Annotated in this window: 25 protein-coding genes; 8 read left to right on the top strand and 17 right to left on the bottom strand. The window is 73.2% G+C overall.

The genetic code is table 11. The annotated features are described in order from the left end of the window. The first annotated feature begins 38 nt into the window (after positions 1–38). Together ACWCSD_RS11410 and ACWCSD_RS11405 are read left to right on the top strand one after the other, a co-directional pair. Entirely contained in the window at positions 39–779 is a 741-nt protein-coding gene (locus ACWCSD_RS11410; RefSeq protein ID WP_397160721.1) for an IclR family transcriptional regulator, read from the top strand. A gap of 4 nt (positions 780–783) precedes the next feature. Further along, positions 784–996 carry a DUF2277 domain-containing protein gene (locus ACWCSD_RS11405; protein ID WP_352322770.1) on the top strand — a complete coding sequence of 71 codons (213 nt, stop codon included), beginning with the start codon at positions 784–786 and terminating at the stop codon, positions 994–996. 24 nt (positions 997–1,020) lie between these two features. Here the strand turns inward: ACWCSD_RS11405 and ACWCSD_RS11400 are convergent, their stop codons facing one another. Next, positions 1,021–1,431 (bottom strand): hypothetical protein, encoded by a 411-nt coding sequence (locus ACWCSD_RS11400; RefSeq protein WP_449914178.1) that lies wholly within the window; start codon positions 1,429–1,431, stop codon positions 1,021–1,023. 93 nt (positions 1,432–1,524) lie between these two features. Here ACWCSD_RS11400 and ACWCSD_RS11395 point away from each other — a divergent pair, with 93 nt between their 5' ends. Together ACWCSD_RS11395 and ACWCSD_RS11390 are read left to right on the top strand one after the other, a co-directional pair. After that, positions 1,525–2,202, top strand: coding sequence for a response regulator transcription factor (locus ACWCSD_RS11395; RefSeq protein ID WP_352322768.1), 678 nt, complete (start codon positions 1,525–1,527; stop codon positions 2,200–2,202). Beyond that, positions 2,199–3,458, top strand: coding sequence for a sensor histidine kinase (locus ACWCSD_RS11390; protein ID WP_449914176.1), 1,260 nt, complete (start codon positions 2,199–2,201; stop codon positions 3,456–3,458). Before ACWCSD_RS11395 ends, ACWCSD_RS11390 begins: the two co-directional genes overlap by 4 nt. Here the strand turns inward: ACWCSD_RS11390 and ACWCSD_RS11385 are convergent. The 12 genes from ACWCSD_RS11385 to ACWCSD_RS11330 form a co-directional block, all read right to left on the bottom strand. After that, positions 3,445–4,113, bottom strand: coding sequence for an HNH endonuclease family protein (locus tag ACWCSD_RS11385; protein WP_397160725.1), 669 nt, complete (start codon positions 4,111–4,113; stop codon positions 3,445–3,447). The genes ACWCSD_RS11390 and ACWCSD_RS11385 overlap by 14 nt on opposite strands. Positions 4,114–4,173: 60 nt before the next feature. After that, entirely contained in the window at positions 4,174–7,275 is a 3,102-nt protein-coding gene (locus ACWCSD_RS11380) for a 2Fe-2S iron-sulfur cluster-binding protein (protein ID WP_449914173.1), read from the bottom strand. Then, positions 7,272–7,520 carry a sarcosine oxidase subunit delta gene (locus ACWCSD_RS11375; protein WP_358291951.1) on the bottom strand — a complete coding sequence of 83 codons (249 nt, stop codon included), beginning with the start codon at positions 7,518–7,520 and terminating at the stop codon, positions 7,272–7,274. Before ACWCSD_RS11375 ends, ACWCSD_RS11380 begins: the two co-directional genes overlap by 4 nt. Further along, positions 7,520–8,722, bottom strand: a complete 1,203-nt coding sequence (locus ACWCSD_RS11370; RefSeq protein WP_449914170.1) for a sarcosine oxidase subunit beta family protein — start codon at positions 8,720–8,722, stop codon at positions 7,520–7,522. Before ACWCSD_RS11370 ends, ACWCSD_RS11375 begins: the two co-directional genes overlap by 1 nt. Further along, a complete protein-coding gene (locus ACWCSD_RS11365; protein ID WP_449914169.1) occupies positions 8,719–11,112 on the bottom strand; it encodes a GcvT family protein in 2,394 nt (797 codons plus the stop codon). Before ACWCSD_RS11365 ends, ACWCSD_RS11370 begins: the two co-directional genes overlap by 4 nt. Before the next feature lie 82 nt (positions 11,113–11,194). Further along, complete coding sequence (locus ACWCSD_RS11360) at positions 11,195–11,818, bottom strand: GNAT family N-acetyltransferase (protein ID WP_449914167.1); 624 nt, start codon at positions 11,816–11,818, stop codon at positions 11,195–11,197. 26 nt (positions 11,819–11,844) lie between these two features. Next, entirely contained in the window at positions 11,845–12,603 is a 759-nt protein-coding gene (locus ACWCSD_RS11355; protein WP_358291943.1) for an SDR family NAD(P)-dependent oxidoreductase, read from the bottom strand. 1 nt (position 12,604) lies between these two features. Beyond that, the gene (locus tag ACWCSD_RS11350) at positions 12,605–14,884 is read right to left on the bottom strand and encodes a tetratricopeptide repeat protein (protein ID WP_387672355.1); all 2,280 of its coding nucleotides are present in this window, start codon (positions 14,882–14,884) and stop codon (positions 12,605–12,607) included. Positions 14,885–14,903: 19 nt separating this feature from the next. Continuing rightward, on the bottom strand, positions 14,904–15,659 hold the full coding sequence (locus ACWCSD_RS11345) for an SCO6745 family protein (RefSeq protein WP_387672352.1): 756 nt from the start codon (positions 15,657–15,659) through the stop codon (positions 14,904–14,906). Positions 15,660–15,711: 52 nt separating this feature from the next. Then, positions 15,712–16,524 carry a diaminopimelate epimerase gene (gene dapF, locus ACWCSD_RS11340; RefSeq protein ID WP_449914163.1) on the bottom strand — a complete coding sequence of 271 codons (813 nt, stop codon included), beginning with the start codon at positions 16,522–16,524 and terminating at the stop codon, positions 15,712–15,714. 9 nt (positions 16,525–16,533) lie between these two features. Next, entirely contained in the window at positions 16,534–17,439 is a 906-nt protein-coding gene (gene miaA / locus ACWCSD_RS11335) for a tRNA (adenosine(37)-N6)-dimethylallyltransferase MiaA (RefSeq protein ID WP_358291935.1), read from the bottom strand. 40 nt (positions 17,440–17,479) lie between these two features. Then, a complete protein-coding gene (locus ACWCSD_RS11330; RefSeq protein ID WP_358291934.1) occupies positions 17,480–18,010 on the bottom strand; it encodes a methylated-DNA--[protein]-cysteine S-methyltransferase in 531 nt (176 codons plus the stop codon). Here ACWCSD_RS11330 and ACWCSD_RS11325 point away from each other — a divergent pair. Next, positions 18,009–18,911: a ribonuclease Z gene (locus tag ACWCSD_RS11325; RefSeq protein ID WP_358291932.1), complete on the top strand. Its 903-nt coding sequence runs from the start codon at positions 18,009–18,011 to the stop codon at positions 18,909–18,911. The two genes, ACWCSD_RS11330 and ACWCSD_RS11325, sit on opposite strands and share 2 nt — an antisense overlap. Before the next feature lie 22 nt (positions 18,912–18,933). Here ACWCSD_RS11325 and ACWCSD_RS11320 read toward each other — a convergent pair whose 3' ends face one another. The 3 genes from ACWCSD_RS11320 to ACWCSD_RS11310 all read right to left on the bottom strand — a co-directional run bounded on the left by ACWCSD_RS11320 (position 18,934) and on the right by ACWCSD_RS11310 (position 21,002). Next, positions 18,934–19,605 (bottom strand): hypothetical protein, encoded by a 672-nt coding sequence (locus ACWCSD_RS11320; protein WP_397160740.1) that lies wholly within the window; start codon positions 19,603–19,605, stop codon positions 18,934–18,936. A gap of 38 nt (positions 19,606–19,643) precedes the next feature. Beyond that, the gene (locus ACWCSD_RS11315) at positions 19,644–20,390 is read right to left on the bottom strand and encodes an isocitrate lyase/PEP mutase family protein (RefSeq protein WP_449914159.1); all 747 of its coding nucleotides are present in this window, start codon (positions 20,388–20,390) and stop codon (positions 19,644–19,646) included. A gap of 81 nt (positions 20,391–20,471) precedes the next feature. Beyond that, positions 20,472–21,002 (bottom strand): hypothetical protein, encoded by a 531-nt coding sequence (locus tag ACWCSD_RS11310; RefSeq protein ID WP_397160744.1) that lies wholly within the window; start codon positions 21,000–21,002, stop codon positions 20,472–20,474. Between the two features lie 325 nt (positions 21,003–21,327). Here ACWCSD_RS11310 and ACWCSD_RS11305 point away from each other — a divergent pair, with 325 nt between their 5' ends. Next, positions 21,328–21,774 (top strand): hypothetical protein, encoded by a 447-nt coding sequence (locus ACWCSD_RS11305; RefSeq protein WP_449914158.1) that lies wholly within the window; start codon positions 21,328–21,330, stop codon positions 21,772–21,774. Between the two features lie 57 nt (positions 21,775–21,831). On the opposite strand, the gene miaB is transcribed toward ACWCSD_RS11305, so the two are convergent. After that, entirely contained in the window at positions 21,832–23,325 is a 1,494-nt protein-coding gene (gene miaB / locus ACWCSD_RS11300; RefSeq protein WP_358291923.1) for a tRNA (N6-isopentenyl adenosine(37)-C2)-methylthiotransferase MiaB, read from the bottom strand. Positions 23,326–23,462: 137 nt separating this feature from the next. On the opposite strand from miaB, the gene ACWCSD_RS11295 reads away from it, so the two are divergent. Together ACWCSD_RS11295 and ACWCSD_RS11290 are read left to right on the top strand one after the other, a co-directional pair. Beyond that, entirely contained in the window at positions 23,463–24,218 is a 756-nt protein-coding gene (locus ACWCSD_RS11295; protein WP_358291921.1) for an amino acid ABC transporter ATP-binding protein, read from the top strand. Between the two features lie 61 nt (positions 24,219–24,279). After that, positions 24,280–25,083, top strand: coding sequence for a glutamate ABC transporter substrate-binding protein (locus ACWCSD_RS11290; protein WP_449914155.1), 804 nt, complete (start codon positions 24,280–24,282; stop codon positions 25,081–25,083). Positions 25,084–25,132: the final 49 nt, after the last annotated feature.

Raw genomic sequence — 25,132 nt, 5'->3', positions numbered from 1 at the left:
CGCCTGCCGAACGACTCCGGCGGCTATTCTGTTGCGCTGTGAGCAACAGCACGACGGTTCAGTCCGTCGACCGGGCCATCGCGATCCTGGAGATCCTGGCCCGCGAGGGCGCCACCCGGGTGACGGACCTCGCGGTCGAGCTCGACGTGCACAAGTCCACCGCGTTCCGGCTGCTGGCCGCCCTGGAGCAGGGCGGGCTGGTGGAGCAGAGCGGCGACCGGGGGCGCTACCGGCTGGGGTTCGGCGTCGTACGGCTGGCCGGCGCGGCCACGGCCCAGCTCGACCTGTCCAGGGAGAGCCGCGAGGTGTGCCTGCGGCTGGCCGAGGCGGTCGGCGAGACCGTCAACATCGCGGTCCCCCAGGACGGCGACACGGTCAACATCAGCCAGGTGCGCGGCCCGGCGGCGATCAGCGGCCACAACTGGGTCGGCCAGCGCACCCCGTCGCACGCCACCTCCAGCGGCAAGGTGCTGCTCGCCTTCGGCGCCCTGCGCCTGGCCGGCGAGCTGGAGCGCTACACCCCGCGCACCGTCACCTCCCCGGACGGCCTGGGCCTGGAGGAGATCAGGCGGCGCGGCTGGGCGGCCACGGTGGAGGAGCTGGAGGTCGGGCTGAACGCGGTGGCGGCGCCGATCAGGGGGGCCGACGGCTCGGTGGTGGCCGCGGTCAGCGCGTCCGGGCCGTCCTACCGGCTCACGCCCGAGCGGCTGCCCGAGGTCGGTGAGCTGCTGGCCGCGGGCGCGAGGGAGATAAGCCAGCGCATCGGCTATTACCGTTGAGACCATGTGCAGAAGCATCAAGACCCTGCGGCCGCCGTACGCCGAGAGCGTGACCGAGGACGACGTGCGGGCCGCCGCGCTCCAGTACGTCAGGAAGATCTCCGGATTCCGCGCCCCTGCCGCCCACAACGCCGAGGCGTTCGACCGGGCCGTGGAGGCGATCACCAGGGCGTCCGAGGAGCTGCTGGGGGCGCTGGAAGTCCGCGGAGGTCGGTGACCCGTCCGCGCCCCGGCGGGCCGGTCAGCGGGTGGCGGGGCCGTCGGGGGCGCAGAAGATCTTGAGTTCGACCTCCTCGCCGTCCTCCGGCTCGAACTCGACCTTCGCCTCGCGGGCCGGGCCGGGCTGGACGCCGTCCACCGAGTAGCCCTGGGCCGGGCTCCAGGAGCGCAGGGTGACCAGGCCGCCGGAGCAGGAGGCGATCACCGTGCCGGCCTCGGTGCGCATGAGCCGGTCCTGGGCGCGGGCGGACGTCCGCGGCATGGGCGTGGCGGCGCGCGCGGTGGCGGTGGAGAGCGCGGCGCGCACCTCCGGCCCGCTGAGGACGCGGCTGGACGTGCCGGTCACCCCGGTTCCGAGCAGGCCGAGCACGGCCACGGCCGCCCCGGTCGCGGCGGCCGCGGTGACGGCCCAGGCCAGCACGAGACGCTTCACGCTCCCACCCTCCCCCACGTACGGCTAAGCGCAGGTTAAGGCGACGCTAACGGTGCTCGGTGCATCACCACGGACCGTCTACGGTTTGGGTATATGGCTGACATCCTGCTCATCGAGGACGACGTGACCATCCGGACGTCGTTGAGCCGGGGCCTGCGCGATCTCGGCCACGCGGTCTCCTCCTCCCCGACCGCGCTGGAGGGGTTGCGGCTGGCCGTGCAGGACCGTCCCGACCTGATCGTGCTCGACCTGGGCCTGCCCGACCTCGACGGCGTCGAGCTGCTGCGCATGTTGCGGGCGGTGAGCAGGGTGCCGGTGATCGTGGCGACCGCCCGCGACGGCGACGCCGAGATGGTGCCCGTCCTGGACGCGGGGGCCGACGACTACGTGGTCAAGCCGTACAGCGCCCGGCAGCTCGACGCCCGGGTGCGGGCGGTGCTGCGGCGCGCGGGCGAGGCCGCGCCGGAGCCGCTGGCCGTGGGCGGGCTGCGGGTCGATCCCCGGGCGCGCACGGCCACGCTCGACGGGGTGTCCCTCGACCTCACGCCGCGCGAGTTCGACGTGCTGCACTTCCTCGCGGCCCGGCCCGGCGAGGTGGTCACCAAGCGCGAGCTGCTGACGGAGGTGTGGCGGCTGCCGTACGGCGGCGCCGACAAGACCGTGGACGTGCACCTGTCGTGGCTGCGCAGGAAGCTCGGCGAGACCGCGGCCGAGCCCCGCTACCTGCACACCGTCAGAGGCGTCGGGGTCAAGCTGGTCGGGCCGTCGTGAGGCGCTGGCTGGCGCTGCTGGTGGCGGCGACGACGTCGCTCGTGCTGATCGCCCTGCTGGTGCCGATGGCGCTGCTGATCGGCACCGTGGCCGAGAACGGCGCGATGAGCCGGGCCACCGCCGCCGCGGAGTCCGTCGCGGTCGCGGTCGGCACGCCTGATTTGCCGCTGGCCGTGGAGCAGGTGCCGCGGCGGGTGACGGTGTTCCTGCCCGGCGGGGACACGATGGGCGCGCCCGCCGCCCGCTCTGACGCCGTGCGGCTGGCCGCGACGGGCCGCAGCGTGACCGCCGTCGCCCCCGGCGGCCGGGAGGTGCTGGTCTCGGCGCAGTCCCCCGACGGCACGGCCGTGATCAGGGTGTTCGTGCCGGACGACGAGCTGACGCACGGCGTGCGGGCGGCCTGGCTGGCGCTGCTCGTGCTCGGGCTGGGGCTCATGGTGCTCGGCATCGTGCTGGCCGACCGGCTGGCGCTGGCCGTGACCCGGCCCGTGGTCGGGCTGGCCCGCGTGTCGCACCGGCTGGCCGGCGGCGACCTGAGCGCGCGGGCCGAGCCGGGCGGGCCGCCGGAGGTGCGGTCGGTGGCGCTGGCGCTCAACCATCTGGCCGGGCGCATCGGCGACCTGCTGGCCGCCGAGCGCGAGTCGGTCGCCGACCTGTCCCACCGGCTGCGCACGCCGCTGACCGGGCTGCGGCTGGAGGCCGAGTCGCTGCGCGACCCGGAGGAGGCCGCCCGGGTCCAGAACAGGGTGGACGCGCTGGAGCGGGCGGTCAGCGCGGTCATCACCGAGGCGCGGCGGCGCTCGGCCGGGCGCGGCTCGTGCGACGCGGCCGAGGTGGTGCGCGAGCGGGTGCGGTTCTGGTCGGTGCTGGCCGAGGACCAGGGGCGGCCGGTGTCGGTGTCGCTGCCCGACGCGCCCGCGCCGGTCGCCGTCGGCGGCGAGGAGCTGGCCGCGTGCGTGGACGCGCTGCTCGGCAACGTGTTCGCGCACACCCCGGAGGGGACCGCCATGGCCGTGCGGCTGTCGTCCCGGCCGGCCGGGGCCCTGCTGGTCGTCGAGGACTCGGGGCCGGGGTTCGACCCGGGGGCGCTGGAGCGGGGGATCAGCGGGGGCGGCTCGACCGGCCTGGGGCTGGACATCGCGCGGCGCACCGCCGAGTCGTGCGGCGGCACGCTCGCCGTCTCGGCGCCCGAGGGCGGCGGGGCCCGCGTGGAGCTGACGCTGACCGCCCCCGGCGGGGCTCTCAGCAGTCCTTGAGTATGCCTTCCATCGCGCTCTTCTCGCCGTCGGTGATCCAGACGTCGTACTTGCTCTTCACGTCGATCTGGCGGGCGATGTAGGCGCACCGGTACGCCTTGCGCGGCGGCAGCCAGGTGGCCGCGTCGGAGTCGCTCTTCTGGTTGTTCAGCGGGCCGTCCACCGCCAGCAGGTTCAGCGGGTCGTTGGCGAACTCCTTGCGCTTGGTGGGCGACCACTGCTGCGCGCCCTTCTGCCAGGCGTCCGACAGCGGCACCAGGTGGTCGATCTGGACGGCCGTGCTGGTGTCCTGGCCGCGCTTGAACTTGATGGTCTTGCCGCTGTAGGGGTCGTCCAGGGTGCCGGTGAGGACGATGCAGTCGTGGGTGCCCGACTTGAACGTCTCGTCCTTCAGGTCGCGCTTGAGGATGTCGTTGCGGGTGTCGCAGCCGTTGTGGTCGACGTCGGCCCAGGCGGGGCCGAACTCGTCGCGGTCGAAGCCGGTGCGCGGGGCTCGTCCCTTGACCTTGAGCTTGTCCAGCTTCTTGCGGGCGTCCGAGACCGATGCGGAGTCCGGTTTGGCCGGGTCCGGGCCGCCCGACTGCGCCTCCAGGCCGCCGCAGCCGGCCAGCATCGTCACCATGGCCAGACCGGCCGTGAACGCCCGTGTGCGCACGTGATCCCCCAGACTTCGGTTTTCGTAAAGTCTAGGTATAGCAAGTACCCCTAAATGGTCTCATAATGCTAAAAGGGCGTCCAAGAGCCACCCTGCCAGGTACGCGGTGAACGACGACCTGACGTGGATCCGGTACTCGCCGGCCGCCCGCCGTTCCAGGATCACCGAGGCCCGGCCCAGCAGCGTCTGCGCGTGCCCGGGGAACACGTCGGGATGCAGGTCCACGGGACAGCCGGTGATCAGGACGTCGTCCGCCATCGGCCCGGACAGCTCCAGGATCGTCCGCTGCCCCGAGACGTCCACCCAGCCGGGCCCCGGCGCGGCGTCCCCGGTCACCAGCCACCACGACGGGCCGAGCCGCAGGCCCACGCCGGGATCGGCGCCCCTGACCTCCCACATCGGCTCGAACGGCAGCTCGCGCAGCCGCACCGACGGCCCGCTCGCCGCCGCGAACCGGTCGGCGAACGCCGCCGCCGGGCTCTCCCGCGCCGGAACGCCCCCGAGTGCCGCGGGCGCGTCCTCCTCCAGGGGGTCGCCGTCGCGGCGGGTGTTGTCCGGGTCGTACAGGACCGGCTCGACGACCGTCACGCCGGTGGCCGCCGCCCCCGACACCGCCGTGAGCCGGTCCCCGGGCACGACGTCCCTGACCATGGCCAGCCCGAACGTCCGGCCGAGCGCGGCACTGGCGTAGCCGGAGGTGACGTGCCCCAGCATGGGCGCGCCCGGCCCGCCCCTGACGAGCTGGGCGCCCTCCTCGATCGGCGTCGCGGGGTCGTCGGCGAGCAGGCCGACCAGGCGTTTGCGGCCCTCGCGGGCGGTGTCGGGGCGCGCGTGCGAGCGTTTGCCCACGAAGTCGGGCTTGCGCGCGGAGACGATCCACGACATGCCGAGGTCGTGCGGCGTGACCGTGCCGTCGGTCTCCTGGCCGACGATGGCGAACCCCTTCTCGGCCCGCAGCACGTGCATCGCCTCGGTCCCGTACGGCACCGCGCCCAGCTCCAGCACCGCCTCCCACAACGCCCTGCCGTACGGCCAGGGCACGTTGACCTCGTAGGCCAGCTCGCCGGAGAAGCTGATCCGGAACACCCGGCCGGGCACGCCGAGCACGTCCGTCCCGGCGTACCGCATGAAGGGCAGGCCGAGCGCACCGGGCGCGACGGCGGCGATCACCCGCCGCGCCTTGGGGCCGGCCACGGCGACCGTCGCCCAGTGGTCGGTGACCGAGGTGAAGGAGACGTCGAGCTGCGGCCACTCGGTCTGCCGCCACTCCTCCAGCCAGTCGAGCACCGCGGCGGCGTTGCCGGTGGTCGTGGTCATCAGGTAGTGGTCGGCGGCGAGCCTGGTCGTGGTGCCGTCGTCGAACACCATGCCGTCGGCCCGGCACATGAGCCCGTAGCGGCAGGCCCCGACGGCGAGCGTGGAGTACATGTTGGTGTAGATCCGGTCCAGGAACGCGCCCGCGTCCGCGCCCCGGATGTCGATCTTGCCCAGGGTGGAGGCGTCCATGGCGGCGACGGAGGTGCGGGCGGCCACGCACTCGCGCGCCACGGCGGCCTCCATGGTCTCGCCGTCCAGCGGGAAGTAGCGGGGGCGTTTCCACTGGCCGACGTCCTCGAACACCGCGCCCGCCGCGACGTGCGCGGCGTGCATGGCGGTGGTCCTGACCGGGTCGGAGAGCGCGCCGCGGTCGCGCCCGGCCAGCGTCGCGAACGACACCGGCGTGTACGGCGGCCGGAACGTGGTCGTGCCCACCTGCCCCGGCGCGGTCCCGAGCAGCGCCGACATCACGCCCACGACGACCGTCCCCGACGTCTTGCCCTGGTCGGCGCCGGTGCCCGCGGTGGTGTAGCGCTTGACGTGCTCGACCGAGCGCATCCCGGCGCCGGTCGCCCTGGCCAGGTCGGCCACGGTCACGTCGCGGTGCAGGTCGGCGAAGGCGGGCTCGTCGCCGTCCCCCTCGACCAGCCACAACGCCGCGGGTGGCCGCGGGGGGCGCTCGTCGCAGTCGGGCACGCGGAGTTCGCGGGCGGCGGATCCGGCGGCCTCCCGGCCGGCGGCGTGGCCGTCGGCGATGGCCTCGCGGGTGCCGTACCGGCCGCGGCAGGCGCCCGCGGAGCGTTCGGCCTGCGCCGAGACGTCCGGGACGAACGCCTGCACTCCCTCGTCGAAGCGCACCCGTCCCTGCGACTGGCTGAACAGGTGCACGGCGGGGTTCCAGCCGCCCGCCACGGCCAGCAGGTCGGCCTCGATGTGCCGCTCCCCCACCCGCACGCCGGTCAGCACGCCGTCCGCGCCGGCCGTGGTGCCGGTGATCACCTGCCCGGCCAGGGCGTCGGGGGTGAGTCCTTCGGGGCGCGGGTCGACGATCGCGGCGATCTCCACGCCGGCCGCGCGCAGGTCCGCGGCGGCCTCGTAGCCGGAGTCGGCGCAGGCCAGGACGACCGCGCGGCGGCCGGGCAGCACGCCGTACCGGTTGGCGTAGGCGCGGGCGGCCGAGGCCAGCATGACGCCGGGCCGGTCGTTGCCGGGGAAGGCGAGCGAACGCTCGTGGGCGCCGGTCGCCAGGATGACCCGGCGGGCCCTGATGTGCCACAGCCGCTCGCCGCGCGCCCGCCGCTCGACGGCCACCACGTAGTTGTGGTCGTGGTAGCCGACGGCCGTGGTCCTGGTGAGCACCCGCACGCCGGACAGGTCGAGCGAGTCCACCCAGTCGAGCGCGGGCGCCCCGTCGAGCAGCACCCGGCTGTTCAGCAGGTCGCCGCCGAGGCGGGGCTGGTCGTCGAGCAGGATCACCCGGGCCGCGCGCGCCGCGGCGGCCGCCGCCAGCCCGGCCGGGCCGCCGCCGACCACCAGCACGTCGCAGTGCAGGTAACCCTTGTCGCAGCGCCGGTCGTCGGCCGCGTCGAGGTCCACCCGGCCCTTGCCGCGCAGGCTCCACGCCTCCAGCCCGTCGTACAGCTCCACCGTCGTGGCCGCCAGCATCGGGTCGGCGCCCACGCGGACCAGGGCGTTCGGCTCCTCGGGGCCGGCCGAGAAGACGCCGCGCGGGCGGCCGGACTCCACCCCCCGGCCCACCACCCGCACCCCGTTGCGCAGCAGTGCCGCGGCCAGCGTGTCGCCCGGCTCCCCCTGGAGGGGACGGCCGTCGAAGGTGAACCTCATGGCGCCTTCCTGATCTCGTGCGTGACCGTGTGCCGTTCGACGGTGAACCAGGTCCGGCAGCCGTGCGTGTGGAACCAGCGTTCGCGGAACCAGCCCTTGGGGTTGTCGCGCAGGAAGACGTAGGCGGCCCACTCCTGGTCGGACAGCTCGCCGGGGGCCTGCGGGTAGGGGATCCCGGCCTGGCCGCCGTAGTGGAACTCGGTCTCGTCGCGGGGGCCGCAGTGGGGGCAGTCAAGCAGCAGCATCAGTGGGCCACCGCCGCCGCGCCGTGCTCGTCCACGAGCGCGCCCGTGGTGAACCGCTCCAGCGCGAACGGCTCGGCCAGCGGGTGCGGCCGGCCGTTGGCGATCGTGTCGGCGTACACCCAGCCGGAGCCGGGGGTCGCCTTGAAGCCGCCGGTGCCCCACCCGGCGTTGACGTAGAGGCCGTCCACGGGGGTGGCGCCGATGATCGGGGAGGCGTCCGGCGAGACGTCCACGATCCCGGCCCACGTCCGCAGCACGCGGACCCGGCTGAACAGCGGGAACAGCTCCAGGGCCGCCGCCATCTGCGCCTCGATCACGTGGCACCCGCCGCGCTGCCCGTAGGAGTTGTACGCGTCGATGCCCGCCCCCATGACCAGCTCGCCCTTGTGCGCCTGGCTGACGTACACGTGGACGGCGTTGGACATGACGACGCAGTCGAGCACCGGCTCCAGCAGCTCCGACACCAGCGCCTGGAGCGGGTGCGACTGCAGCGGCAGCCGGATCCCGGCCCGTTCGGCCAGGACCGAGGTGTGCCCGGCCGAGGCGAGCGCCACCGTGCCCGCCGCGATGGGCCCGCGCGAGGTGCGCACGCCGGTCACCCGGTTGCCGGTGATCTCGAACCCGGTCACCTCGCAGCCCTGGATCAGGTCCACGCCGTACGCGTCGGCCTGGCGGGCCAGCGCCCAGGCGACGTGGTCGTGCTTGGCGATGCCGCCGCGCCGCTGCAAGGTGGCCCCCAGGACGGGGTAGCGGGCCCGGCCGGAGACGTTGACGATCGGGCAGAACTTCCTGACCTCGTCGGCGTCCAGCCATTCGGCGTCCACGCCGTTGAGCCGGTTGGCGTTGACCCGCCGCCTGCCCTCGCGCACGTCGTGCAGGTTGTGCGCCAGGTTGAGCACGCCGCGCTGGCTGAACTGCAGGTCGTAGTCCAGTTCCGCGCTCAGGCCCTCCCACAGCTTCAGCGAGTGCTCGTAGAGGGCGGCGCTCTCGTCCCACAGGTAGTTGGAGCGGATGATGGTGGTGTTGCGGGCCATGTTGCCGCCGGCCAGCCAGCCCTTCTCCAGGACGGCGACGTTCGTCAGGCCGTGGTTCCTGGCCAGGTAGTAGGCGGTGGCCAGGCCGTGCCCGCCGCCGCCCACGATGACCACGTCGTAGGAGGGCCGCGGCTCGGGGTTGCGCCAGAGGAAGCCGGGGTGGGTCAACGTCTGATCTTCTCCATCCGGGGGTCGAACAGCGGCTCGGCGGCGACCTCCGCGGGCACGCGGCGGCCGAAGTACGAGATGTCCACCCGCGTCCCCGCTCCGGCCAGCTCGGCCGGCAGCCAGGCGTAGGCGATCGGACGGCCGATGGTGTGCCCGTACGCGGCGCTGGTGACGTACCCGGCGACGCGACCGGCGTGCCAGACCGGTTCCTTGCCCATGACCACCTCGGCGCTGAGCAGCGGCACGAGCCTGCGCGACGGTTCGGCGCGCAGCGCGTCGCGGCCGTGGAAGTCCTTGTCCTCCTTGACCGCGAAGCCCAGCCCGGCCTCGTACGGGTCGTGCTCGGTGGTCATGTCCACGCCCCAGAGCCGGTACCCCTTCTCCAGCCGGAGGCTGTTGAACGCGGCCCGCCCGCCCGCGACCGGCGTCCCGGCGGACCGCAGCGTGTCCCACAGTTTGAGCCCCATGTCGGCGCCGGTGTAGAGCTCCCAGCCCAGCTCGCCCACGTACGAGACGCGCATCGCGAGCACCGGCACCTGCCCGACGTACCCGGACCGGCAGGTGAAGTAGCGGAAGCCCTCGTTGGACAGGTCCATGTCCGTGAGCCCCTGCACCAGCTCCCTGGCCTGCGGCCCCCACACGCCGACGCAGCAGGTGCCGGGCGTGATGTCCCTGATGTGCACCCCGCGGGGGGCGTGCCGGGTCAGCCAGTCGAGGTCGAGGTTGCTGTTCGCGCCGAGCTGGAACCTGTCCTCGGCCAGCCGCGCCGCCGTGAGGTCGGAGCGGATGCCGCCACCGGCGTCCAGCAGCAGGGTGTAGGTGACCGTGCCGGGCTTCTTGTCCACGTTGTTGGTGGTCATGTGCTGGAGGAAGGCCGCCGCGCCCGGACCGCTGACCTCGATGCGCTTGAGCGAGGTCATGTCGTAGAGCGCGACCCGCTCGCGGGTGGCCCACGCCTCGGCGGCCGCGATGGGCGACCAGTGACGGGCGGCCCAAGCGTCCCGCCGGTCGGCGCCGATCCGCGGCTCTTCGAGGCCGGCGAGCAGCGGCTCGTTCGCCTCGAACCAGTGCGGCCGCTCCCATCCGGCCGACTCCAGGAAGTACGCGCCCAGCTCCACCTGACGCGGATGGAACGGGCTGGTCCGCATCGGCCGCGGCGACTCCATGGGCTGCAACGGGTGGATGACGTCGTAGACCTCGACGAAGTTCTGCCTGCCGCGCTCCTCGACGTAGGCGGGCGACAGCTGCGCCTGCTCGAACCTGGCCAGTTCGCACTCGTGCAGGTCCACCTGCGACCGGCCGGTCACCAGCAGCTCGGCGACCGCCCTGGCCACCCCGGCCGAGTGCGTCACCCAGACGGCCTCGGCCAGCCAGAACCCGTCCAGGTGCGGCGCCTCGCCGATCAGCGGGAAGCCGTCGGCGGTGAAGGAGAAGACGCCGTTGATGCCGTCCTCGTACTTGGAGCCGGCCAGGGCGGGCAGCAGCTCGGCGGCGTCGCGCCAGGCGGGTTCGAAGTCCTCCTCGGTGAACGACTGGACCGAGGGCATGGTGGTGCCCTTGGGGCCGATCTCGTGCTGGGCGACCGGCATGGGGCGGTGGGCGTAGGAGCCGATGCCGATGCGGTCGCCGTGCTGCCGGGCGTACAGGTCGCGGTCCTGGTGGCGCAGGATGGGGCCCTCGGGCTGCGGGGGCAGGGGGCCGGACTTCGCGTACTGGTGGGCCAGCGGCAGCAGCGGCACGCTCAGCCCGGCCATCTCCCCGATCGACGGGCCCCAGAATCCGGCCGCGCACACGACCACGTCGGCCGGGATCGTCCGGTACTCCCCCGCGGCCAGGCAGGAGACGCCGGTGACCCGGCCGCCCTGCTGCTCGACGCCGGTCACGGTGTGCCCGCCGAGGAAGCGCGCCCCGCGTTCGGTGGCCCGCGCCGCCTGCGTCTCGCCGCAGGCCACGGCGGCGGCCAGGCCGTCGCTCGGCACGTGGAAGCCGCCCAGCACCCGGTCGCGGTCCAGCATCGGCCACAGCTCGGCGCACTGCGCGGCGTCCAGCAGGCGCCCTTCGACGCCCCATGACTGCGCCCAGCCGAGCTTGCGGTGCAGGTCGGTCCAACGCTCGGGGGTGGTGGCCACCTCCAGGCCGCCGACCTGGCGGAAGCAGTGCGCGCCGAGCGCGGTGTACTTGCGCACGGTGTAGGCGGCGAACTCGGTCATGGTCTTGGACGGGTTCGTCTGGAAGACCAGGCCGGGGGCGTGCGAGCTGGAGCCGCCCGCGGCGAAGAGCGGGCCCTGCTCCACCACGGTGACGTCGCTCCAGCCGCGTTCGGTTAGCTCGTCGGCCACCGCGCACCCCACGATCCCGGCTCCGATGATCACCACGCGCGGCCGACCCATCACGCCTCCGGCTGTTCCTTAATACGCAACACGCACCGGACTACGCAACGAACATAAGGCCCTGGCTCCCCGCGGACAAGAGCTAGCCGAGCGGCGAGGTGTCCCGTCCCAGGTACGTCACCGGCCCGGCGTCGGCCACCGCCAGCTCCGCGAAGCCGAGCCGGTCGTAGAAGGCCCGCGCGGGCGCGTTCGTGCTGACCATCCCCAGATGCAGCCGCGGCACCCCGGCGGCGCGCAGGCCGTCGACGAAGGCGCTCATGAGCCGGCGTCCCCAGCCCTTGCCCTGCCAGTCGGGCAGCAGGTCGATGTGCAGGTGGGCGGGGTGGCCGGCCAGCTCGGGCACCAGCATGCGCTCGGGCCGGTGGTGCAGGGCGAGCATCACGTCGTCCGCCGTGACCGGCGGGTCGGCGGGAAGGGGGCAGCGGGCCGCGGCCGCCGGGATCCACTCCTCGCGGTAGCGGCGGACGAACGCCGCCGTGTCCGCGGTGCCCACGACGTAGCCGACGGCCTGGCCCGTGCCGTCGTCCACGACGTGGGCGTGCTCGGGCTCCAGGGTGACGTAGGGGGCGGCGAAGATGTCGCCCATGAGCAGGTCGGAGGCGTACTGGCCGCGGGCGTCGCCACCGGCGTCGGCCGTGCGCACGCAGATGTCGTAGACGGCGGCCAGATCGGCCGGACGGTAGGAACGTACGAAGGGGGCGGTCATTCCCGACAACGTACTAGAAGGACCGTCTAGGTGATCAGGATGCCGCCGTCCACCGGCAGCGTGACACCGGTGACGTACGACGAGGCGTCGGAGGCCAGGAAGACCGCCGCCGCCACCAGCTCGGCCGGGTCGCCGGGCCGTTTCATCGGCACCCGCAGCTCCAGCATGCGTTCCAGGTAGCCGGGCGGGTACTGCTCGGTCATCTCCGAGGCGAAGAACCCCGGCTCCAGGCAGTTGACCCGGATGCCGCGCCGGGCCGTCCACTGCTGGGCCAGGTCGCGGGTGAGCCCTGCCACGGCCGCCTTCGACGCGCTGTAGGCGGCCTGCGGCAGCCCGGCGGTGGTCGCGCCGAGGATGCTGCCGATGTTCACGATCGACGAGCCCGGCCGCATCACCCGCGCGCACGCCTGCGCCATCCAGTACGTGCCGTGCAGGTTGATCTCCACCACCCGGCGGAACTCCTCGGGCCGCTCGCGCAGCGCGGGCACGGCGGTGCCGACCCCCGCGTTGTTGATCAGCACGTCGACCGCCCCGAACTCGGCCACGGCCGCGGCGACCAGCGCGTCGCACTCCTCCGGCGCCGCCACGTCGGTCGGGACCGGGAGGCAGCGGCGCCCGGTCTCCTCGACCAGGCGCCCGGTCTCCGCCAGCCGATCCGCGCGCCGGGCGCCGATCACGACGTCGGCGCCGGCCTCGGCCAGCCCACGGGCGAAGGCCACGCCCAGCCCCGACGACGCGCCCGTGACGATGGCGACCTTGCCGTCGAGGCTGAAGCGCTCCAGCACGTCAGAGCCCGTATTCCTTGACGATGCGCTCGTGCCGCTCGACCTCGACGTCGATCTCGCGGGCCAGGTCGAGCCAGGCCAGCGGGTGCACCCAGCGCTCGGTGGCGTCGTCGAGCAGGGCGTCGACCTCGGCGGCCGACACGTCCGGCGGCACCGCGACCCAGCCGAACACGCCCGGCAGCGACTCGCCGCTGGTCGGGTGGGTGACGGTGTAGTTCTCGTCGCTGTAGACCCACATCGGCCAGCCGCGCTCGGCCATGACCTCGGTGAACTCCGCCCAGTCCTCCTCGCTCGGCGCGGCGCCGTCGAAGAAGTAGCTGGTGTAACCGCCGGGACGCAGGATGCGCACGGCCGCGAACGGCGGCACGAAGTTCTGCTGCTCCTGCGGGTCTTCCGGGACGGGCTCCAGCAGCTGCGGGTCGAACACGACCAGGTCGCCGGCGTTGTAGTCCATGCCGCGCGGCTGCGGCAGCGCCAGCCGGGCGGTGGCCGGGCCGGTGCGGATGGACAACACCTGGCGCTGGCCGCCGTCGGGCGCCGGGAGGATGAGCCGGATCAGGCCCATCTCCTCCTCGATCGGGCCCTGCTTGGACTTGATCGGCATGCCGATCTTGGCCGCGCCCTTGCGCACGGTGTCCCAGTCTTCCGCCGAGGTGGCCATGACGACCATGCGCCAGACGTCCTCGTCGGTCAGCTCGTCGAGCACCTCGGCCAGGACGCCGGCGGCCCTGTCGTTGTGGTCGAGCTGCTGGGCGGCGCCGGACAGCAGGCGCCTGGCCTCGATGCCGGCCCCGGCCGCGACCGCGTGCTCGGCGGCGTCGAGCGTCTCCGGCCAGCGCTCGCGGGCGCTGTGGAGCCTGGCCAGCGCGAGGTACTGGGCGGCGTGCGGCAGCAGCGCGGCCATCTGCTCCAGGCGCTCGTCCTGGCGGGCCTCGATGAGCAGGGTGGTCAGGTAGGCGATGTCGTCGGGGTCGGCCGAGGCGATGTCGCCGGAGTCGACCAGCAGCTTCCAGTAGATGTCGGCGCCCGCCGCGGGGAAGCCGAGGAAGCCGAGCGTGGTGGTGTGGCGGCGGGTGGCCTCCAGGTCCTGCCCGGACAGCGGCGCGAGCCAGCCCACCCACTTCTCGGGGTCGGCGTTGAAGCCGTCGGCGGCGTCGAACAGGCCGACCCGCTCGGTCAGGGGCCCGGGGGCCGCGGGCTCGGAGGTGGCGTCGGCGGCGGCCCGCAGCGCGGCGACGCGCTCGGTCAGGTCGCCGGTCTCGCCGCGCAGCTCCGCCGCGCCGGACTCGGCCAGGTCGGCCAGCAGGCGGGCCTGCCACACGCCGTTCCTGGCCAGGGCCAGCTCGCCCGCGACCAGCGCGAGCTCGACGCGGGCGCGGTAGCCGCCCATCATGCCGAAGTAGTCGATCCACTGGCGCAGCACCCGGCCGAGCTGCCAGGTGTTGGTGATCTGGGAGGATCCGGCCAGCTTGGCGACCGCGCGCGACCACTCGACGAAGACCCGCGGGTGCTCGCCGACCACGTCGAGGTCGGGCAGCGCGTCGACGGCCTCGGCCGTGCGGCCGAGCTCGGCCAGGATGAGCGCGCGGCGCACGCCCTCGCGGTGGGCCTTGGCGGGCGGGTCGTCGGGGGCGAAGTCGGCGGCGGCCTGCAGGGCGGCCAGCGCGTCGTCGGCCCGGCCGGCGGCCAGCAGGGCGCGGGCGCCCTCGGCGCCGAGCTCCCAGCTCGCCTCGCGACCGGCCGTGCGCAGCCGCTCGACCGCGGACTCGGCGTAGGCGACGGCCTCGCCGGCCTTGCCCGCGTCGACGAGCGCCGCGACGTACTGGGTGACCAGGCCGCTGAAGGCGGGCCGCTCCGGGCTCATGCCCTCCAGGAAGGCGCCCACCGTCTCCAGGCGGTCACCGGCGTAGCCGGGGCCGTCGGTGTTGGCCCACACGACGGCCATCGCCTCGACGGCGGCCGGGGTGGCCGGGCAGTCGCGCACGTCTTCGCGCTGGGCGAACGTGAGCAGCTGCCGCGCGTCGTCGATGGCCACCGCGCCCTGGGCCCGGTCGCCGATGCGGCCCATGAGGTGCCAGTAGCGGGCGTAGAACTCCAGCCAGGGCAGCTCCAGCGTCTCGGCCTGCTGGGCGATGGCCGGGGCCATCACGTCGAGCTGCGGATACCGGCCCTCGTAGGCCTGTGCGGGAAGGTCTCCCAGCGCCATGGCGAGGCCAACGTTGCCCGCCTCGGAAAGCTGCTGCTGGGTTTCGCCGACCCAGGCCCAGATGTCCACGTCCATGGGCAGTCAGTCTGCCAGGTCAACGAGCGTGCCCAAAACGCAGAAGCTCGATCAGCTCGTCCGATTCGCTGTCGCGCAGGACCGAGAAGACCGGGGCCATCAGGTCGTCGGTGGTCTCCTCGACCTGGGCCCGCCGCGCCACGACGTCGGGGCCGGGGGTGGCGTAGGGCTCGGGCCAGGTGAAGAACCTGGCGATCGTCACGCCGTCGGCGTAGCCGAAGGGGGTGGTGTCGTGGACGGCGGCGAGCGTGGCCTCCAGGGGGTGCAGGCCGGCCGCGAGCACGGCGTTGGCGTGCAGGCCCCCGCGCAGCTCGCGCAGGACGTGCATGAGCTGGACGGCGCGCGCGGGCGGGTCGTCCGGCAGCGGCACCGCCCGCCAGCCGGCGAACAGCGGCGCGCCCACCGGCGAGGCCTGCGCGACGACCGGTTCGAGCAGCTCGGCGATCCGGGCGCAGCCGTCGTGACCGCCGAGCTTGCGCCGGCCCCACTGCCTGCACGCCTCGGTGTAGAGCTCGACGGCCTGCTCGACGGGCATCTTCCTGCCGCCGTTCCAGCTCTCCTCGACGTGGGCGGCGGGGAAGAAGACCGCCACCGAGGTGACCACGTCGGCGTGGCACTCGCCGAGCACCCCGCAGCGCCCGCGGAAGTACAGCTCGCGCGGGCCGAGCCCGTGCTGCTCGCAGACGGCCTTGGCCTCGCGGGAGACCATGAAGCCGCCGCCGTACTGGCCGATCGGCGCCTTGACCTGGACCGCCGTGGTACGCGGGTCCGCCATCCTCAACCCCTCCTCGGTTCGGAAAGTGGACCCAGCATCCCTCAGGAGAACATCATTCTGCAAGCATCAGCTCGCCGCTCGCCAGGATCACCGCCGGGCCGGACAGGTAGCTCGTGTCCTCGTCGAGGATGACGGTCAGCGAGCCGCCGGTGACCTCGACGGTCCAGGTGCCGGTGGTGTCGCCGGACATGTGCGCGGCGGCCACGGCGGTCGCCACGGCGCCGGTGCCGCAGGAGCGCGTCTCGCCCGAGCCGCGCTCGTAGACCCGCATCACCACGCGGCTGACGCCGACCGGGTTGAACAGCTCGATGTTGACGCCCGCCGGGAACACCCCGGTGTCGAAGCCGGGCTGGTGGCTGAGGTCGAGCTGGACGACCGGGTCGCCGATCGCGCAGGCCAGGTGGGGGTTGCCCATGTCGACGTGGAGACCGGAGTACTCGTGTCCGCCGACGCCCGCCACGCTCTCGCCCAGCACGGCCGGCTTGCCCATGTCGACCGTGATGTCGCCGTTGGGCTCGACCCGGACCCGCCGCGGGCCGCCCCTGGTGGCCAGGCAGAACTCCGTCCCCTCCACCAGCCCCGCGTCCACCAGGTAGCGGGCGAAGACGCGTACGCCGTTGCCGCACATCTCCGCGACGCTGCCGTCGGCGTTGCGATAGTCCATGAACCAGTCGGCCACCGCGGCCTGCTCGGCCACCTCGGTGTGCTCCTTGGTCCTGGCGACCCGGAGCACGCCGTCGGCGCCGATCCCGGCCCGCCGGTCACAGATCTTGGCCACGAGCGCGGCCGTCACTTCCACGCCGTCGTCGGGATCGGGCAGGATGACGAAATCGTTCTCGGTGCCGTGCCCCTTGAGAAACCGCATTGCCTGAGTTTATGCCGCACCCGGGTCGGCGATGTGCGCCAGGGATCGTTCAAGCAGGTCGGGGGCGTCGTACGGGAGCCAGCGCACCCGCGGGTCGCGGCGGAACCACGACTCCTGGCGGCGGGCGAAGCGCCTGGTGGCCCTGACCGTCTCGGCGAACGCCTGCTCCTCGGTCCACTCCCCCTCCAGGAACCGGATGACCTGGGCGTAACCGAGCGCGCGGCCCGCCGTGCGCCCCTCGGCCAGGCCCTGCCCGAGCAGCGCGCGGACCTCCTCGACCAGGCCGGCCGCCCACATGCGCTCGACCCGCAGCTCGATGCGCTCGTCCAGCACGGGCCGCGGCACCTCCAGGCCGAGCTGCACGCTGGGATAGACGGCGTCGTAGGACGGCATGGTGGCCGAGAACGGCCGGCCGGAGTGCTCGATCACCTCCAGCGCGCGCACGATGCGGCGGCCGTTGCTCGGCAGGATCGCCTCGGCGGCGGGCGGGTCGAGCTCGCGCAGCCGCTCGTACAGGGGGGCCGGGCCGCGCTCGGCCAGCTCCGCCTCCAGCCGGGCCCTGATCACCGGGTCGGTGCCGGGGAACTCCAGGTCATCGAGGGCCGCGCGGACGTAGAGGCCGCTGCCGCCCACCAGCACCGGGACGTCGATCTTCGCGAACAGCTCCCTGGCCAGCCGCTGGTACTCGGCGACGCTGGCCGTGACCGTGACGTCCCAGATGTCCAGCAGATGGTGGGGGACGCCGCGCTGCTCGGCGGGGGTGAGCTTGGCCGTGCCGATGTCCATGCCGCGGTAGAGCTGCATGGAGTCGGCGTTGACGCACTCGCCCCCGAGCCGGAGCGCGAGGTCGACGGCGAGATCGGACTTCCCGGCCGCCGTGGGGCCCACGACGGCGATGACTGGCTGCTGGCGCACACCGACCAGTGTGTCAACTGTCCGGGTGTGGACGGACCACCTACAGGTCGAGGAGCGTCGGCTGGAGGTATCCCTCGTGGGTCAGCAGCCAGCGCTTGGTCTCCACCCCCACGCCGCCGCTGAACCCGCCCAGCCCGTTGCCCGCGACCACCCGGTGGCAGGGCACGATGATGGGGATCGGGTTGGAGCCCATGATCGAGCCGATGCCGCGGGCGGGCACGCTCGACCCGGCGCGCCGGGCCAGCTCGCCGTAGGTGACGGCGGTGCCGTACGGGACGCGGTGCAGGGCCTGGAGCACCTGCAGCCGGGAGCCGGTCATCAGCCGCCAGTCCACGGGGGTGCTGAACGTGCGCAGCTCGCCGGCGAAATAAGCGTTCAGCTCGGCGACCGCGCAGGCCGTACGATCCGCATCATGAACCTCAGCCAGGCCGAGCCGACCGGCCAGTCCGGCGGGCGACCCCCATCCCGAGGCGACCAGCCCCCGCTCGGTGACGGCCAGGACGAACGGGCCGACCGGCGTCGGCACCTCGGCGAACGCGACCGTGGACAGCGTGGACTGCGTGGTCATCATGTCCTCACGTGAACTCGTGGTGCTGGGCACCTCCAGCGCGGTGCCCACCCGACACCGTAACCACAACGGGTACCTTCTGCGCTGGGACGGGCAAGGCTACCTTTTCGACCCGGGCGAGGGCACGCAGCGGCAGATGCTGCACGCCGGGCTGAGCGCGAACGACGTCCACTGGCTGTGCGTGACCCACTTCCACGGCGACCACTGCCTGGGCGTGCCCGGGGTCGTGCAGCGCATCGCCCGCGACCGGGTGCGCCATCCGGTGCGCGCGGTCTTCCCCGCCGCCGGCGAGACGTACTGGCGCAGGCTGCGGCACGCGGCCGCGTTCGCCGACACGAAGGTGATCGAGGAGCATCCGGTCTCCGGCGCGCTGGCCGGGGTGGGGCCGCTGATCGCCCGCCGCCTGTCCCACCCCGTCGAGTCGTACGGCTACCGCGTCCAGGAGCCGCCCGGCCGCCGCATGCTTCCCGACCGGCTGGCCCGCCACGGCATCCGCGGCCCGGAGGTCGGCGAGCTCCAGCGCACCGGCTCGGTCCGGGGCGTCACGCTCGCCGAGTGCAGCGAGCCCAGGCCGGGGCAGAGCGCCGCGTTCGTCATGGACACCCGCCTGTGCGACGCCGTGTTCGAGCTGGCCTTCGGGGCCGACCTGCTGGTGATCGAGTCGACGTTCCTGTCCGCCGAGAGCGCGCTGGCCAAGGAGTACGGGCACCTGACGGCGTTCGAGGCGGGCGTGGTGGCGGCCGACGCGGGGGTGCGCAGGCTGGTGCTCACGCACTTCTCCGAGCGGTACGGGTTCGCCGAGGAGCCGGCGTTCGTGGCGGAGGTACGCCGCAGCTACGACGGCGAAGTGATCACCGCCCGCGACCTGATGCGCATCCCCGTCCCCCGCCGCCCCCAGGCCTGACGCGCCTTCCGGCGCCGCCTCGTCAGCGCCACACGCCGGTGAAGTAGCCGACGCCGTAGGGCGAGGACCGCATGAGCAGCGTGCCGGTCAGCGGCGTCCCCTCGGCGGCGCCGGCCAGCACCTGGAGGGCCGCGCGGCCGGTCACCCACAGCCGGTCGGCCTCGACGGGGTCGAGCGCGGCCAGCGCCGCCGCGTCGGCCCTGCCGACCGCCTCGGCGATCAGGTCGTCGTACGGCCCGGCCGCCTCGTCGTACCGGCCCGGGGCCCGCGGGGTCAGGCAGGCCGAGCCGTCGGCCATGACCAGCAGCGCGACCCGTCCGAGGGCGGCCAGCCCGGCGCCGATCGCCCGGCACTCGCCCGGAGCGGCGTCGAAGGCGACCGCCTGCCCGGGAACCCCGTCGGCGTCGGTGGCGGGGGGCTGTTCGGGGTCGTTCAGGAGGCGGCGGCCGACGGTCAGGGACAGCGGCAGCACGGGCGCGCCCTCGCCCACCGTGATGTCGAAGCCCCAGGGCCGCAGGGAGCCCGCCGCGGCGCCGTCGTAGGAGCGGGTCGTCTCCGCGCCGCCCACCACGACCAGCACGTCGGGACGGGCGGCCCGGAGCGCGGCGACCGCGGTACGGCAGGCCGCGCGCAGCTCGGGCAGCCCGGTCACGATCAGCGGGGTTTGCGGGCAGACGGCCGCGGCGACAAGCACGAGCGCAAGCGTACGCGCCACCCGCCCCAACCCGGCGGTCAGGTCGTGTAGGGGTCGTGGCCTTGTGCGATGGCGGTGAGCAGGCCCTGGGTGTAGGCGTGGGCCGCCTGGTGGAGGCCGCCGCCGAAGCTGATCCTGGCCACCCCCAGCTCCGCCAGCCGCGCGTACGACGGCGCCTTCGGCCGGAACAGGATGTTCACCGGCCCGCCCACCTCGGCGACGAGGGCCGCGATCTCGCCCTCGTCCGCCAGCGTGATCGGGTACACGCAGTCGGCCCCGGCCTCCAGGTAGCGCCGCCCGCGCGACACCGCCGCCGCCCGGTCGCGCAGGCCCCGCACGTAGGTGTCGACCCGGGCGTTGATCACCAGGGCGTCGCCCGCGGCCGCCCGCACGCCGGCCAGGAAGTCCGCCTGCGCCCCGGCGTCGACCAGCTCGCCGGTACGCGGGTCGGAGTCCTCCACGTTGCAGCCCACCGCCCCGGCCTCGGCCAGCCGCTCGGCCAGCTCGGCCGGCGCGAGCCCGTAACCGCGTTCGACGTCGGCGGTCACGGGCACGTCCACGGCCCTGGCGATGCGGGCGATGGCAGCCATCATCTCGCCGACCGGCGTGCTCTCGCCGTCGGCGTACCCCAGCACGCGGGAGACGGCCGCGCTGCCGGTGGCCACCACCGGGAACCCGGCCTCCTGGACCGCGCGCGCCGAGGCGGCGTCCCAGACGTTGGGCAGGATCAGCGGGCTGCCGGGCACGTGCAGCCGTCGCAACGTGGCCGCTCTGTCAGTCGTCATGCCCGGCACCCTACGAGGACGGCCGGCTCTCCAGCAGATCCATTACCGGCCGGAAAGGGCGAGCCACTTGGGGGCGGTGTCTCAGCAGCCGCTCTTGGCGCACTGGCCGCTGAGCACGCCCGCGGGGCCGTCGGCGGGATTGTCGCCGTCCGGCTGCGGGGCCTTGGCGGACGGCGTGCCGGGCTTCTTGCCGGTGCCCGTCCGCGTCGTGCCGCCGGTGCCGTCGGAACCGGTCGATCCCTTGTCGGCGGGGTCGGAGCCGCCGCCCGTGTCCGTGACGGCGTCGCCCATGGCGGAGTCGTCGGAGCCGTCGGTGGGCAGGCCGTCGTCGGGGGCGTCGGTGGTGGCGTCGCCCATGGTGGCGTCCTCGTCGGCCTCGAACACCTCGTCGCCGGCGCTCGTAGCCGGGGACGGGCGGCCGGAGCCCTGCTCCTGCTGGGTGCTCTGGCCGGGCTTGGCCGCCAGCAGGTAGCCGGCGCCGCCCGCGGCGAGCACGCCCACGAGGGCGAACGCGGCGATGACGGCGGTCTTCCTGCTCTTGCCCGGGGGTCTCGGGGACGGGCCCGGCCCGGAGAGGATCTCCTGACGATCCGTCTCGGTCGGATCATGCATGGTGGTGCAGCTCCCTGCGGTCGTATCGGGGAAAGCTCGCCGGCTTCCGCGGGTGATGGACCACACTAGCCGCAGCAGCGGAATGCTCGCACACCAATCACAAAGGAATCACGACTTGTCCCCCCAAAGATCTGTTTGCCCAGGTGGCCGTCCCCGGCTGGGCGCCGCGGCCGGGGCGGCCGGGGTACTCGTCACGGCCGGGCTCGGGATTTTCCTCGCATTCACCAGTTCTCCGGAATCGCGCCCGCAAATCCGCCGTGAATTCGATCAGGAAACACCGCTTATCCCAAGATCGTATTTTCCTTCGCGGATCGCGGGCTCGCCGGTGGCCGAGCCGTCCCCGGCGCCGCCCACCCCGTCGGCGGGCCCCTGGTCGCCCGGCCCCTGGTCGCCGGGCTGGATGGAGGCCGTGCCGGCGCCCGACCGGCCCACGACGGCGGAGCCGGAGCCGGGCGAGCCCTCGCATTCTCCGGGCAAGGGCAGGCCGGTGAAGGGCGAGCCGTCATCGCCGTTCTCGCCCAGGGCGCTTCCCACGCGTCCGCCGCTGGTCGCGCCGCCGCGTCCGTCCCGGCGGGCCGCCGTACGCCGTCCGGCTCCGCACGCGTCCCCGCAGGCGCCGCCCAGGGAACGGGTCGTCCCCGAGCCGGACCGTCAGGCGCCTCCCCCGCCGCCGCCTCCCTCCGTACGGCCGGGCGGGCCCGACCCGTGCGCCACGTTCGACGACTTCCGCCGGCAGCCGTGCTACAGCTTCCTCGACCGTCTCAGGCGCTGACCCACGCGCGACACCCCGCCGTCCCGAAGGAGCGGCGGGGTGTCGGAACGCGGTGGCTCAGTGGGCCGAGCAGGCTCCGGCGGCCGGGGCGGGAGCCGCCGGGCGGCCGACGGACGGCATGCCGAGCAGCACGCCGGGCCCCTTCGCCGGGGCGCCCTGGCGCGCCTCCCAGGCGTCGCCGGCCCGCGTGCGCCGCACCGCCCGGACCGCGCCGTCGGCGACCAGGTGGTGGGGGGCGGCGTAGGTGACCTCGACGGTGACCATGTCACCGGGCCTCGGGGTCTCCTCGCCCACCGCGAAGTGCACGAGCCGGTTGTCGGCGGCGCGGCCGGACAGGCGGCGCGTGGCGTCGTCCTTGCGGCCCTCGCCCTCGGCGACCAGCACCTCCAGCGTGCGGCCGACCTGCTTCTTGTTCTCCTCCCAGGAGATCTCCTCCTGCAGGGCCACCAGGCGCTCGTAACGCTCCTGGACGACCTCCTTCGGGATCTGGTCCTCCATGGTGGCCGCCGGGGTGCCCGGACGGATGGAGTACTGGAAGGTGAAGGCGTTGGCGAAGCGGCTCTGCCGGACGACGTCGAGGGTGGCCTGGAAGTCGTCCTCGGTCTCGCCGGGGAAGCCGACGATGATGTCGGTCGAGATGGCCGCGTCGGGCATGGCGGCCCGCACCCGCTCGATGATGCCGAGGTAGCGCTCGGCCCGGTAGGAGCGGCGCATGGCCTTCAGCACGCGGTCGGAGCCCGACTGCAACGGCATGTGCAGCTGGTGCATGACGTTGGGCGTCTCGGCCATGGCGGCGATGACGTCGTCGGTGAAGGCGGCCGGGTGGGGCGAGGTGAAGCGCACCCGCTCCAGGCCCTCGACGTCGCCGCAGGCGCGCAGCAGCTTGCCGAAGGCCAGCCGGTCGCCGAACTCGACGCCGTAGGTGTTGACGTTCTGGCCGAGCAGCGTCACCTCCAGGACGCCCTGGCCGACGAGCGTGCGCACCTCGGACAGGACGTCGCCGGGACGGCGGTCCTTCTCCTTGCCGCGCAGCGACGGCACGATGCAGAACGTGCAGGTGTTGTTGCAGCCGACCGAGATCGCGACCCACGCCGCGTAGGCCGACTCGCGCTTGGTGGGCAGCGTGGAGGGGAAGACCTCCAGCGACTCCTTCAGCTCGACCTGCGCCTCGCCGGCCACCCGGGCCCGCTCCAGCAGCACCGGCAGGGATCCGATGTTGTGGGTGCCGAAGACGACGTCGACCCAGGGCGCCTTGCGGACGATCTCGCCCTGGTCCTTCTGGGCCAGGCAGCCGCCCACCGCGATCTGCATGCGCGGGTTGTCCATCTTGGCCGGCCGCAGGTGGCCGAGGTTTCCGTAAAGGCGGTTGTCGGCGTTCTCCCGCACGGCGCACGTGTTGAACACGACGACGTCGGCCGTCCGGCCGTCGGGGGCCGGCACGTAGCCGGCGTCTTCCAGCAGGCCGGAAAGGCGCTCGGAGTCGTGCACGTTCATCTGGCACCCGTATGTGCGCACTTCGTACGTGCGGGCGCTCTCCTGGGTCACAGTCATGGCAGGTTCAAGGGTAGTCGTTGTCCGGCTCGCGGCAGCCGCCCCCGTCTAAAACACCAGCTTGACGGCTCGATGTGACCGGATCGGTACCACCTGGTTAGTGACCAGCGCCTTAATGACCTCTACCGTTTTGGTCCATGACGGAGAACGGCGACGCCACTCCACTCGTTCAGTTGGAGGGCGTCAACAAGCGCTTCGGGGCGTTGCACGTCCTGAAGGACATCAACTTGACCGTCTCTCGTGGCGAGGTTCTGGTGGTCATCGGGCCTTCGGGCGGTGGAAAGTCCACGCTGTGCCGGACGATCAACCGCCTGGAGACGATCGACGACGGCAGGATCGTGTTCGACGGCCAGGTGCTGCCCGAGGAGGGCAGGGGGCTGGCCAGGCTGCGGTCCGAGGTCGGCATGGTGTTCCAGTCCTTCAACCTGTTCGCGCACAAGACCATCCGCGAGAACGTCACGCTCGGCCCGATCAAGGTGCGCCGCAAGGACCGCCAGGCGGCCGACGCGCGGGCCATGGAGCTGCTGGAACGGGTGGGCATCGCCGCGCAGGCGGACAAGTACCCGGCCCAGCTCTCCGGCGGCCAGCAGCAGCGGGTCGCGATCGCGCGTGCGCTGGCCATGGACCCGAAGATGATCCTCTTCGACGAGCCCACCTCGGCCCTGGACCCGGAGATGGTCCAGGAGGTGCTCGACGTGATGATCGGGCTGGCACGTGACGGCATGACGATGATGGTCGTCACGCACGAGATGGGATTCGCCCGCCGGGCCGCCAACCGGGTGGTCTTCATGGCGGACGGGCAGATCGTGGAGGAGAACACCCCCGACGAGTTCTTCACCAACGCGCAGACCGACCGCGCGCGTGATTTCCTTTCGAAGATCCTCACGCACTGAGATTTTGAGGCAGGTATACATGCACATGCGTCGTTTGGGAGCGGTGGTCACGGGAGTGGGCATGCTCGCCGCTCTGGCCGCCTGCGGCGGTGACAAGACCTACGCCAGCGTCCTGGAGAAGGTTCAGGACGGCGGCAAGGTCGTGGTCGGCACCAAGTGGGACCAGCCGAGCCTGGGCTTGAAGAAGGGGTCGGAGCCGGAGGGCTTCGACGTCGACGTCGCCAAGGCCGTGCTGAAGGAGATGAACGGCGGCAAGGACGCGCAGATCGAGTGGAAGGAGTCGGCCTCCTCCAACCGCGAGCCCTTCCTCCAGAACGGCACCGTCGACATCGTCTTCGCCACCTACTCCATCACCGAGGAGCGCAAGGCCAAGGTGTCCTTCGGCGGCCCGTACGTGATCGCGCACCAGGACATCATGGTCCGCAAGGACGACGCCGCGATCAACGCCCCGCAGGACCTCAAGGGCAAGAAGATCTGCAAGGCGGCCGGCTCCAACTCCTACAAGCGCGTCACCGACCCGCCCCCGGACGGCAAGCTCGACATCGACGCCACGACCGTCGACGCGGCCAACTACTCCGAGTGCGTGCAGAAGCTGTCGGGCAGCAACCTCGACGCCGTCACCACCGACGACCTGATCCTGGCGGGCTTCGCCAAGCAGGCCGGCGGCAACTTCAAGGTGCTCGGCCAGGGCTTCACCGACGAGAAGTACGGCATCGGCCTGAAGAAGGGCGACACCAAGACGTGTGAGGCCGTCAACACCGCGGTGAAGAAGATCTGGGACAACGGCACCATGAAGCAGCTGCTGGAGAAGTGGTTCGGGCAGCTCTTCGGGCCACTCCTCGGTGGAGGCGTCCAGGTCCCGTAGCGCCGCGCCGAATCGCGACAGTCGTACACCGGGCAACACGTGAGTGGGA

It is taken from the genome of Nonomuraea sp. NPDC001684 (assembly GCF_053596515.1).
Note: the sequence above shows the minus strand (reverse complement) of the source record. Positions and strands in the feature narration are given on the sequence as shown.

Excerpts from the sequence above, each read along its gene's own strand:
- ACWCSD_RS11405 (WP_352322770.1), top strand. The coding sequence starts at position 784 with ATGTGCAGAAGCATCAAGACCCTGCGGCCGCCGTACGCCGAGAGCGTG.
- ACWCSD_RS11395 (WP_352322768.1), top strand. The coding sequence starts at position 1,525 with ATGGCTGACATCCTGCTCATCGAGGACGACGTGACCATCCGGACGTCG.
- ACWCSD_RS11380 (WP_449914173.1), bottom strand. The coding sequence starts at position 7,275 with ATGAGGTTCACCTTCGACGGCCGTCCCCTCCAGGGGGAGCCGGGCGAC.
- ACWCSD_RS11375 (WP_358291951.1), bottom strand. The coding sequence starts at position 7,520 with ATGCTGCTGCTTGACTGCCCCCACTGCGGCCCCCGCGACGAGACCGAG.
- ACWCSD_RS11365 (WP_449914169.1), bottom strand. The coding sequence starts at position 11,112 with ATGGGTCGGCCGCGCGTGGTGATCATCGGAGCCGGGATCGTGGGGTGC.
- ACWCSD_RS11360 (WP_449914167.1), bottom strand. The coding sequence starts at position 11,818 with ATGACCGCCCCCTTCGTACGTTCCTACCGTCCGGCCGATCTGGCCGCC.
- ACWCSD_RS11350 (WP_387672355.1), bottom strand. The coding sequence starts at position 14,884 with ATGGACGTGGACATCTGGGCCTGGGTCGGCGAAACCCAGCAGCAGCTT.
- ACWCSD_RS11345 (WP_387672352.1), bottom strand. The coding sequence starts at position 15,659 with ATGGCGGACCCGCGTACCACGGCGGTCCAGGTCAAGGCGCCGATCGGC.
- dapF (WP_449914163.1), bottom strand. The coding sequence starts at position 16,524 with ATGCGGTTTCTCAAGGGGCACGGCACCGAGAACGATTTCGTCATCCTG.
- ACWCSD_RS11325 (WP_358291932.1), top strand. The coding sequence starts at position 18,009 with ATGTCCTCACGTGAACTCGTGGTGCTGGGCACCTCCAGCGCGGTGCCC.
- ACWCSD_RS11330 (WP_358291934.1), bottom strand. The coding sequence starts at position 18,010 with ATGATGACCACGCAGTCCACGCTGTCCACGGTCGCGTTCGCCGAGGTG.
- ACWCSD_RS11315 (WP_449914159.1), bottom strand. The coding sequence starts at position 20,390 with ATGACGACTGACAGAGCGGCCACGTTGCGACGGCTGCACGTGCCCGGC.
- ACWCSD_RS11310 (WP_397160744.1), bottom strand. The coding sequence starts at position 21,002 with ATGCATGATCCGACCGAGACGGATCGTCAGGAGATCCTCTCCGGGCCG.
- miaB (WP_358291923.1), bottom strand. The coding sequence starts at position 23,325 with ATGACTGTGACCCAGGAGAGCGCCCGCACGTACGAAGTGCGCACATAC.
- ACWCSD_RS11295 (WP_358291921.1), top strand. The coding sequence starts at position 23,463 with ATGACGGAGAACGGCGACGCCACTCCACTCGTTCAGTTGGAGGGCGTC.
- ACWCSD_RS11290 (WP_449914155.1), top strand. The coding sequence starts at position 24,280 with ATGCTCGCCGCTCTGGCCGCCTGCGGCGGTGACAAGACCTACGCCAGC.